We start from the raw sequence: 10,440 nt of genomic DNA on the forward strand, positions 1-10,440 counted from the left end.
GTTGGGAAAAGAAAATCGAAAACTACGAGGCCATGTTGCATTTTGCTTGTGGCCTCATTGTTTGGAATAAATCCCTTTTGGGATAGGTTCTAAGGTTTCAGAGCAGTCTATCTTGATCAAAGAAGTATCTTCTATTTCTTGCTGATCATAGATCTGACCTCTTAACTCATTGAACGTTGACTCGATCGTGTTGATGAGCGCGAGGCCATCGGAGGTCAGCTTTATGTGCCGACCACTTGGCTCAATCAATTTTTTTCCTAACTTCTTCTCTAGATTCGAAATGCGCTTACTCACCGCAGATTGACTAATATAGAGTTGGCTGCCCGTGCGGCTCATGGTTTTTTCTTTACTGAGGACAAGTAACGTCTCAATACCTTCAAGCAACATAATAATTAATGAAAGTTAGGAATGGTTGAGATAATTTAGCGAATTGTCCAAGAATTGGCGAATCAAATGAGCATAAATGAGAGGAGCCGACACTTGGTCGACTCGATGATGAGTGATGCTGTTTGTGTTTAACGGTTAATGGCGAAAGTTGGTAAGGATAGATGCCAACGAATAGCACCGAGACGTATAATAAGCGTTGAGATTACACCAGCGAGTAAAGCCGTTGAGTGGTCATAACCCATGTTTACCGCCATCGTATGGAAGATGCCGCCAATAATACATGCCGTAGCGTAGACTTCACTTCTTAATACCATAGGAACTTCGCGAGCCAGCACGTCTCGTATAATGCCACCTCCACAGCCAGTAATAACCCCCATTATCACAGCGACCATTCCAGATGCATTGTAGGCGAGTGCCTTCTCTACTCCAATTCCCACAAATACAGCGAGACCGATGGCATCACAAACGGGTAATACCCACCATGACAGCCGTTTTGGTCTGCGTACAACGAGCATGGTTAGTAGACACGTAACAAATATCACCCATAAGTACGTAGTATCTGTTATCCAAAATACAGGAGTGGCACCTAGCGCCATGTCTCGGATTGTTCCGCCACCAATAGCAGTCACACTGCCGAGAACGATAACGCCGAATGGATCCATTTTTAAACGGCCCGCCAGTAACACGCCAGAGATAGCGAAAACAGCGGTACCGAACAAATCGATCATATAAAGCAGCATGGAGTCCATGTTACTTAGTACCTTTATATAGTGTGAGAAAAAATGGGCGGAAATTGTACGGTATTTGCCACGAAATCGTTAGCGTTTTTGACGAACGCTTTTAAAGTGCTCACACACTTCTGTGATCGCATTTAGTGTGCGTGGGGTTGGGCGGTTAATCCAATCTGAGTTTAGAGACCAGATGTGCTTATTTCTAAGTGCGGGAAGCTCATTGCTCCACTCTGCCCACATACCATCATTACTCATTGCGTGACGAGAAGTAAAAATAACCTCTGGTTGGCGAGTGATGACCTGCTCGATGCTGACCTGAGGATAAGGCGCGCTGGATGCTGCGAAAATGTTTTCACCACCGCAAAAAGTAAAGACTTCACTTGGCCAGTTCTTCCCGGCAACAGTGATGATAGGCTTTTCACTCAACTGATAAAAGTAACGAACTTTCTCGTGCGTGTTGTACTTCTCTTTTAGTGTATTCAGTTGCGTTCTAAAATCTTCAGCGGCCTTTTGTCCTATTTGCGGGGTTTCGCTGTATTGGCTTAGCTGCTCGATATTATTGGCGATATCTTCCAGTGAGCCTGTAGTGGAATAATAGATAGGAATGCCGAACTGTTTAATTTTCTCCAGCTCTTTTGCCGGGTTTCCTGCCGGCCAAGCAATGACTAAATCCGGTTGAAGAGCAATAATGCGCTCTAATTTAATTCCTTGGTAATTAGAGACTCTTTCCAGCTGCTTTGCCTGCTCTGGATAATCACTCATTTCGCTGACAGCAACAAGCTTGTCTCCTAGCCCTGCCGCAAAGGCAATTTCAGTGGCATGCGGAGCTAAACTTACAATGCGTTGCGCTGGTGTTTGAGCGAAGGTCGCTGTCGAAACAAACAGCGTTAATGCGAAGCATAGTTTATTCATCATAATCCTTGATAAATCATTCCTAAAAGCAGACTTTGGATAGCTATCCAAACGAAGACTCGCCAAACGAGCAGCGTATGTATTTGTGAAAGGTGAGTAGCCGATGGGGCGATTCGTCCACCGATTTTTGCGCGTTCCGCACGTATACCTTGATAGATAGCAGGGCCGCATAAAGAGAGTTGTAGTTTGTGTCCGATGGTACACAACACCCAGGCGGGCCCGGGTAGTGGCCAAGACTTCGCTTGTTGCTGTACACCAGAAAGCACATTGCTTACGTTCTTTCCTACAGCTAAAAGTATGGCAAAGAGACGAAGTGGAATAATATCCAGAGCGGCAACCAGCTGAACGGCAGGTTTACCAAAGGGCAAATATTGGCGTCGGCTAGGGGACCAAACTCGAGCTAACTCTGTGGCTAGTCGATACATTAACGCACCAATACCACCTGCTAGTGCGTACCAAAATAACACACCGATTACGTTGCGGCTGTATCCCATAATCACAGCTTCTGAGCTTGCTTTACCTATGCCGATGATCGAGAGGCTGTCAGTATCGCGATTAAGGTATGGTCTTAGTAATTGTCGGCACTGAGCTTTGTCTTCTCTCGACATACTTGTGACGAGTTGTTTCGTTAAGGCTTCGCTGTTGCGCCAGTCCAAAGCAATGATCAATAGCACTAGTTCGTATAAAGGCACTTGCCAAACGAATGGCTCCACGGCAATCAGCAAGATCAAGCAAGGCAATAGCATCAAGCCCAATGCAAGACTGCCGGAGGTCAGGCTCTGTGAGTAACTATGATTATTGTTTACTTTGTTGGCGAGGTTCTCAGCTAACTTTCGCCATAAAGTGATGGGATGCGATGAACGGGGGATTGGTAAAATAAGGTGAAAGAGCAGTGCGCCCCACATAATAAGGAGCGCACCGTTGGCATAAAATGACTGAAAAACTTCTTCCATGAATGAGTCGTTTACTTAATGAGTTCCAGCATTTTGAATACCATTTCAGAAGAGCTTTTTGCTGCTAGCGGTAGGAACTCATCAAAGCTCATTGGTGACTCTTTATCAGCGACATCAGAGATTGCGCGCACAACAACAAACGGCGTGTTGAATTGGTGACAAGTTTGAGCGATAGCAGATGCTTCCATTTCTACCGCGATAACGGATGGGAAGTGCTTACGAATAAACTCTTGGCGTTCAGCGGTGCAAACAAATGCATCACCANGTACAGATCAGGCCGCGAACTGCATGAGTGTTTTCCATTTGCGCTAGTGCCTTTTCTGCTAAATCCATTAGCTTTTCATCCGCTTTGAATGCAGCAGGCTGGCCAGCCATTTGGCCAATTTCATAACCAAAAGCGGTCACGTCTGCATCGTGATGACGAACTTCTGTTGAGATAACAACATCACCTAGATTTAGGCTTGAATCGAAGCCACCAGCAGAGCCTGTGTTAATCACAACATCTGGCTGGTATTCATCAAGAAGAATGGTAGTGCCTACTGCAGCTGCAACTTTACCGATACCTGATTGTAGTACGACTACTTCTACATCATTAATTTGACCAGAGAAAAACGTACAACCTGCTTTATTTACGGTTTTGCAGTTTGTGATTGCTTCTTTCAGGATGGTCACTTCTTGTTCCATCGCACCGATGATACCAACTTTCATAACACTCTCTTTCGGTAAATATTTTAGTTGGCCGAGAGTATAGCACTCCCCGTGAGCAGTTTTCTATTTGATGAGCTTAGCTTGAGTGAGCTTTTCTCGTAATTGTTCGGCGCGCTTTCTGTTTACGCCAAAGTCAGAATAGCCCACACGTGACTCTGAGCGAACAATCAGTTTGTCTCCTGCTACTTTTAATTCGAGGTCATCCACGAAGCGCATGATTTTAGATGTGCATTCTATCCGAAGGTAATCACCCTCTTTTACCGCGGTTTTGGCGCCAGGAAGTTGAAGCGCGGCTTGCTCAATGGCATCTAACGTTGCGGACTCAGTGAGCAAAAAAGGTGCTAATTGAAACTTGTCTCTTGAGTCCTGAGTTGAAACGCAATTTGGTTTGTCACCACAAGGTGATTGAGAACGATCTGGCATACTGGTGACTCCTTGGCTGCAGGCTGTAAGGCTGAGTAAAGCGATGGAAAGGAGAGCGGCTTTTTTCATTGTATTTACTCTTATAATTTTGCTTCTAATTATATGGATACAAAAGAAAAAGGATCCAATAATAGGATCCTTTTTGTGATGTTAGCTGTGATTAGACTTCTAGGTAATCAAGAATGCCTTCTGCCGCTTTTCGCCCTTCATCAATGGCGGTTACGACGAGGTCTGAGCCACGGACCGCATCACCGCCAGCGAAGATTTTCGCATTGCTGGTTTGGTACATGAACGCTTGCTCAACAGGTGCCTTGATACGTCCCCATTGGTCTAAATCGACACCATACGGTTCCAACCAGTCCATTTTGTGTGGCTGGAAACCAAATGCCATGATCACGGCATCCGCAGGCAATACATGTTCACTGCCTTCCACTGGTTCTGGTCTGCGACGACCTGCATCATCGGGCTCACCTAAAGCAGTTTTTACCACTTTAACGCCCGATACGTTACCTGAGGCGTCGACCTCCACACCGAGTGGTTGCAGGTTAAACATGAACTTCACGCCTTCTTCCTTCGCGTTTTTTACCTCGCGACGAGAGCCAGGCATGTTGGCTTCGTCACGACGATAAGCACAAATCACATTGGAGGCTCCTTGGCGAATAGAGGTTCGTACACAGTCCATTGCGGTATCGCCACCACCAAGCACGACCACTTTCTTTCCTGCCATGTCGATAAAAGGTTGGTTGTTCTCAAGCTCCATGACTTTGTAGGTATTCGAAATTAAAAATGGCAGCGCGTCATATACACCCGGCGCATCCTCATTTTCTAGTCCTGCACGCATGTATTTATAGGTGCCAACGCCTAAGAAAATGGCATCGTACTCATCGATCAGATCTTGCATTTGTACATCTTTACCGACTTCCACGTTCATGCGAAACTCGACGCCCATTTCAGTGAACACACGGCGACGATTTTCCATTACCCCTTTTTCAAGCTTGAACGAAGGGATACCGAAAGTCAGTAGTCCGCCGATTTCTGGGTAGCGGTCAAACACGACTGGCTTAACGCCATTGCGCACTAGGATATCAGCGGCTGCCAAGCCTGCTGGGCCAGCTCCAATGATTGCGACCTTTTTATCGGTCCACTCCACCTTGGACATATCTGGCTTCCAGCCCATTTCAAAGGCTTTGTCGGTAATGTACTTTTCTATATTACCGATGGTGACGGCACCAAAGTCATCATTAAGCGTGCATGAACCTTCACATAGACGGTCTTGAGGACAAACGCGCCCACATACCTCCGGTAGGCTATTGGTTTGATGCGATAGTTCAACCGCTTCAAGAATACGTCCCTCATTTGCCAGTTTTAGCCATTGAGGGATGTAGTTGTGTACTGGGCACTTCCATTCACAGTATGGGTTACCGCAATCTAAGCAGCGATCCGCCTGCGCAGTCGCTTGTTGTTTGGTAAACGGTTCATAGATTTCAACGAACTCGATCTTACGAACTTTGATAGGCTTCTTCGCAGGATCTACGCGTTGAACATCGATAAATTGATAAACGTTCTGACTCATGATTCAAACATCCTCCATGATTACTGGGCTTGAACGCGCAGCTCAGCGGCACTGCGGCTCTGGTGACCAAGTAGCGTGCGAAGATCTGCCGCTTGTGGTTTCACCAAATAGAACTTTGGAATCCATTCATCAAAGTTCGCCAAAATATTTTCTGCGTGGCTCGACCCTGTTTCTTCAAGGTGTTCCGCAATCAGGCCGCGCAAATGCTCTTGGTGGATGTATAGATCGGACAATGAAATGGCTTCGACAGATTCAGTATTGACTCGACCTTCAAAGCTCTGGTTTTCATCCAGAACATAGGCAAAGCCTCCGGTCATACCTGCACCAAAGTTCACGCCTGTTGCACCTAGAATGGCAACAATACCGCCTGTCATGTACTCACAAGCGTTATCTCCCGCACCTTCAATGACGGCAATCGTACCTGAGTTACGTACCCCAAAACGCTCACCCGCTTTACCTGCCGCGAACAGTTTACCGCCCGTTGCGCCGTACAAACACGTGTTACCAATAATGGTGGCTTCATGACACTTGAACGCTGTACCTAAGTGAGGTTTAATGGCGATCTTGCCGCCTGCCATGCCTTTCCCTACGTAGTCATTCGCATCACCTGTGAGGTAAAGCTCTACGCCACCCGCATTCCAAACGCCAAACGACTGGCCGGCAGTGCCGTCAAGATAGATTTTGATAGGGGAAGCCGCCAATCCTAGGTTGCCATAGCGTTTTGCTATTTCGCCAGATAAGCGAGCACCCACAGAACGATCAGTGTTGATGACATTGTAGAAGAAACTTGCCGATTGACTGTTTTCGACCGCATGCATGGCATCATCAACGATCTTTTGATTGAGCTCTGCTTTATCAAACGGTTTATTTGGTTCCGTCCAAAACAGCGGATGATCTTCAGGCGAGACGGGAGCTTCTAGAATGTTGGATAGATCCAATTTGGTTTGCTTCGTGGTAAACCCTTCTACTGCTTCAAGTAAATCGGTACGACCAATCAAGTCCGTCAGTTTTTCAACGCCTAGCTCAGAAAGCAGCTCGCGCACTTCTTCTGCCAGTCCGGTGAAGTAGTTCATCACCATTTCAGGTAAGCCTTTGAAGTACTCTTTACGCAGCGTTTCGTCTTGAGTCGCAACCCCTGTTGCACAGTTGTTGAGGTGACAAATTCGTAGGAACTTACAACCCATAGCTACCATTGGCGCTGTACCAAAACCGAAGCTTTCTGCACCTAAAATTGCGGCTTTAACTACGTCTAAACCAGTCTTTAGACCACCGTCTACCTGTAGGCGGATCTTATGACGCAGACCATTAGCAACCAGTGCTTGTTGTGTCTCGGCCAACCCCAACTCCCAAGGGCTACCAGCGTATTTTACCGAAGTTAATGGGCTTGCTGCGGTACCACCGTCGTAACCCGAAATGGTAATAAGATCAGCGTAAGCCTTGGCTACGCCCGTTGCGATGGTGCCGACACCTGGCTCGGAGACGAGTTTCACCGAAACCAGCGCATTTGGGTTGACTTGTTTAAGGTCGAAGATCAACTGGGCCAAATCTTCAATCGAATAGATATCGTGGTGCGGAGGAGGGGAGATCAGAGTCACGCCTTGTACCGAATAACGCAGTTTTGCGATTTCTGCGGTGACTTTGTGTCCTGGTAGCTGTCCACCTTCACCCGGTTTCGCACCTTGTGCCACCTTGATTTGCAGTACATCCGCATTAGTCAGGTAATGAGGCGTTACACCAAATCGGCCAGAAGCAATCTGTTTGATACGTGAGTTACGCTCAGTACCGAAGCGGCGAGGATCTTCACCGCCTTCACCCGAGTTAGAGTAACCACCAAGACGGTTCATCGCCGTTGCAAGTGCTTCATGCGCTTCTGGGCTAAGTGCGCCAATGGACATGGCCGCAGAGTCAAAGCGTTTGAACAGTTCAATGCGTGGTTCTATTTGCTCGAGTGGCAGCGGTGAGTCTGATTTTTTCAGCGACATTAAGTCACGCAGCATGGCAACAGGGCGTTGGTTTACCTGCTTAGCAAAGCTCTGATAGTCGTTACTTTCGCCAGATTTAACTGCTTGTTGCAGCGTGCCGACAACATCCGGGTTGTAAGCATGATACTCACCTCCATGGACATACTTTAACAAGCCGCCATGATCAATCGATTTACGTTTCGCCCATGCTTTGCGAGATAAGTTTGTAAGATCTTGCTGGAAGTCGTCAAAATTCGCGCCTTCAATACGAGTCGTCACACCTTTAAAGCACAAGTCGACCACGTCTTGGCTTAAACCAACCGCTTCAAACAGTTGTGAGCAGCGGTAAGAGGCGATGGTTGAGATCCCCATCTTTGACATGATTTTGTACAGACCTTTGTTGATGCCGTATTGGTAGTTCTGCATCACATCGCGATAGTCTTTCTCTAGTGCCTTATCATCAATCAGTTTACCTAACGCTTCATAAGCAAGGTATGGGTAAACTGCAGTAGCACCAAAGCCAAGCAAGACAGCAAATTGGTGTGGGTCACGTGCAGTTGCGGTTTCGACTACAATGTTGGCATCGCAACGTAAGTTCGCATCAATCAAACGAGTTTGAACGGCGCCGACTGCCATTGCCGCTGGAATTGGTAACTTGCCTTTGACCAAAGCGCGATCTGAAAGTACCACTAAAACCGTGCCTTCACGTACGACTTGCTCTGCTTGCTCACAGAGATCATTAATGGCTTGTTTAAGATCTTTCTCTTGTGGGTCGTAGTTGATATCTAGAATGGTATTACGGTAGTGATCGTCACCAAGCTCGAGCAGTTGCTGCATGTCTGAATAAAGCAGTACAGGCGAATCAAATGTTACGCGATGCGCGTGGCCATCGGTTTCACAGAAGACATTCATTTCCTTACCGATACTGGTCGCCAGTGACATCACGTGTTTTTCACGCAGTGGATCGATCGGTGGATTGGTGACCTGAGCGAACTTCTGGCGGAAGTAGTCAGTTACCAAGCGCTCTTTTGAGGAGAGCACTGCCATTGGAGTATCGTCACCCATAGAACCAACGGCTTCTTGGCCCATTTCTCCGAGTACACGCAGAACTTGGTCGACTTCTTCGTTCGTCATCGCGAATTGCTTTTGATAAGTCTTAAGTAAGTCTTCATCAAAGCTGCGCTCGCCTACTTGATCCTCAGGTAGCTGAGAAAATGGTGTGAGTTTGCGAACGTTGTTTTCCATCCATTCGCGATAAGGGTGACGAGATTTCAGATCATTATCGATCTCGCTAGACTGCCAAAGCTTACCTTTACGAGTGTCGATGACGAGCAATTCCCCCGGACCTACACGCCCTTTTTCGGCAACTTCATCTGGGGCGTAATTCCAAATCCCTACCTCAGATGCCAGAGTGATCAACTTGTCTTTGGTAATTACATAACGTGCAGGACGCAGACCATTTCGGTCTAGATTACAAGCAGCATAACGACCATCGGACAGTACGATACCTGCTGGGCCATCCCATGGTTCCATGTGCTTGGAGTTGAAATCGTAAAACGCCCGCAGATCCGGATCCATATCTGGATGGTTTTGCCATGCAGGCGGCACAAGCATACGCATGGCGCGGAAGATATCCATGCCACCAGCTAAGAAGAGATCCAGCATATTATCCAAGCTAGAGGAGTCTGAACCTGTCTCGTTCACAAATGGTGCTGCAGTTTGAAGATCGGGCAGCAGTGGTGACGAGAACTTGTAAGCGCGCGCGCGCGCCCATTGGCGGTTACCTTCAATGGTGTTGATCTCACCGTTATGAGCAAGATAGCGGAACGGCTGAGCCAATGGCCAACGCGGTTGAGTATTGGTAGAAAAACGCTGGTGGAACAGACAGATAGCGGATTCCATGCGTAGATCAGCAAGATCAAGGTAGAAGCGAGGCAAGTCCGCAGGCATGCACAGGCCTTTGTACACCAAAACTTGAGTCGACAAGCTACAGATGTAGAAATCAGGATCTTCGGTGATTTGTTTCTCGATGCGACGGCGTGCGATGTAGAGACGGCGTTCAATGTCACGCTCTCGCCAACCAGCCGGTGCAGAGATAAAGACTTGCTGAATATTTGGAAGCGAGTTAGCCGCAATTGGACCGAGCACTTCTGAATTGGTTGGAACTTCACGCCAACCGGCCACTGTTAGCGTCTCTTGCGCAAGCTCTCTGTTGACGATGTCTTTAGCGAGTTGAGCTTTGACCGGATCTTGGTTGAAGAAAATCATCCCTACGGCGTATTGCTTGCCAAGGTTGAAACCATTTTCTTCGGCAATAAGACGTAAATAGGAATCGGGCTTTTGTAATAGAAGACCACAACCATCACCGGTTTTACCATCGGCGGCAATACCACCACGGTGGGTCATTCGGTCAAGTGCAGAAATTGCTGTACGAACCAGCTTGTGGCTTTGTTCGCCTTCCATATGCGCGATCAAGCCAAATCCACAGTTGTCTTTCTCAAGACTTGGATCATAAAGAGCCATTGCAATTCTCCCTTTGCTTATCCGTCATCCCGACAGATATATCAACACTGCTTACGTTGATAGTGATGACTGAATATGCGTCATCTTTTATGGTTTTATGTATATTTATTCAATAAAAGCTGTGAAATATTTAACATTTTTTGAGTGTTTTATTTTCATCAACTTCACAAGCTATAGCTTATTGTAAAAAAGGTCAAGTTATTAGTGGATAATCACGTGAATATGCGATTTACCATTTAATAAGCTAAAATAGTTTAATGATTTCAAAT

Annotated in this window: 6 protein-coding genes and 3 pseudogenes; 1 reads left to right on the forward strand and 8 read right to left on the reverse strand. The window is 46.8% G+C overall.

The window, feature by feature from the left end; translation table 11 throughout:
- Positions 1-86: pseudogene (locus B7360_RS24620) on the forward strand (IS5/IS1182 family transposase); the annotation flags it as partial.
- Between the two features lie 4 nt (positions 87-90).
- Here B7360_RS24620 and B7360_RS15790 read toward each other — a convergent pair.
- The 8 genes and pseudogenes from B7360_RS15790 to gltB all read right to left on the reverse strand — a co-directional run.
- Positions 91-387, reverse strand: a pseudogene (locus B7360_RS15790) (LysR family transcriptional regulator); the annotation flags it as partial.
- A 128-nt stretch (positions 388-515) separates the two neighbouring features.
- The gene (locus B7360_RS15795; protein WP_054867265.1) at positions 516-1,136 is read right to left on the reverse strand and encodes a TRIC cation channel family protein; all 621 of its coding nucleotides are present in this window, start codon (positions 1,134-1,136) and stop codon (positions 516-518) included.
- 69 nt (positions 1,137-1,205) lie between these two features.
- The gene (btuF, locus tag B7360_RS15800; RefSeq protein ID WP_012842144.1) at positions 1,206-2,030 is read right to left on the reverse strand and encodes a vitamin B12 ABC transporter substrate-binding protein BtuF; all 825 of its coding nucleotides are present in this window, start codon (positions 2,028-2,030) and stop codon (positions 1,206-1,208) included.
- A complete protein-coding gene (locus B7360_RS15805) occupies positions 2,030-2,983 on the reverse strand; it encodes a cobalamin biosynthesis family protein (RefSeq protein ID WP_085343969.1) in 954 nt (317 codons plus the stop codon). Before B7360_RS15805 ends, btuF begins: the two co-directional genes overlap by 1 nt.
- An 11-nt stretch (positions 2,984-2,994) precedes the next feature.
- Positions 2,995-3,691 (reverse strand): annotated as a pseudogene (gene mtnN, locus B7360_RS15810) (5'-methylthioadenosine/S-adenosylhomocysteine nucleosidase).
- A 63-nt stretch (positions 3,692-3,754) separates the two neighbouring features.
- Positions 3,755-4,183 (reverse strand): DUF1499 domain-containing protein, encoded by a 429-nt coding sequence (locus B7360_RS15815; protein WP_031780533.1) that lies wholly within the window; start codon positions 4,181-4,183, stop codon positions 3,755-3,757.
- Between the two features lie 91 nt (positions 4,184-4,274).
- Positions 4,275-5,687 carry an FAD-dependent oxidoreductase gene (locus tag B7360_RS15820; protein ID WP_005396322.1) on the reverse strand — a complete coding sequence of 471 codons (1,413 nt, stop codon included), beginning with the start codon at positions 5,685-5,687 and terminating at the stop codon, positions 4,275-4,277.
- Positions 5,688-5,707: 20 nt separating this feature from the next.
- The gene (gltB, locus tag B7360_RS15825) at positions 5,708-10,171 is read right to left on the reverse strand and encodes a glutamate synthase large subunit (RefSeq protein ID WP_085343970.1); all 4,464 of its coding nucleotides are present in this window, start codon (positions 10,169-10,171) and stop codon (positions 5,708-5,710) included.
- Between the last annotated feature and the right edge of the window lie 269 nt (positions 10,172-10,440).

Origin of the sequence: Vibrio sp. ArtGut-C1 (assembly GCF_002105475.1) — a bacterium.
Taxonomy (GTDB): Bacteria; Pseudomonadota; Gammaproteobacteria; order Enterobacterales; family Vibrionaceae; genus Vibrio; species Vibrio diabolicus.

Excerpts from the sequence above, each read along its gene's own strand:
- B7360_RS15815 (WP_031780533.1), bottom strand. The coding sequence starts at position 4,183 with ATGAAAAAAGCCGCTCTCCTTTCCATCGCTTTACTCAGCCTTACAGCC.
- gltB (WP_085343970.1), bottom strand. The coding sequence starts at position 10,171 with ATGGCTCTTTATGATCCAAGTCTTGAGAAAGACAACTGTGGATTTGGC.
- B7360_RS15795 (WP_054867265.1), bottom strand. The coding sequence starts at position 1,136 with ATGGACTCCATGCTGCTTTATATGATCGATTTGTTCGGTACCGCTGTT.
- B7360_RS15820 (WP_005396322.1), bottom strand. The coding sequence starts at position 5,687 with ATGAGTCAGAACGTTTATCAATTTATCGATGTTCAACGCGTAGATCCT.
- B7360_RS15805 (WP_085343969.1), bottom strand. The coding sequence starts at position 2,983 with ATGGAAGAAGTTTTTCAGTCATTTTATGCCAACGGTGCGCTCCTTATT.
- btuF (WP_012842144.1), bottom strand. The coding sequence starts at position 2,030 with ATGAATAAACTATGCTTCGCATTAACGCTGTTTGTTTCGACAGCGACC.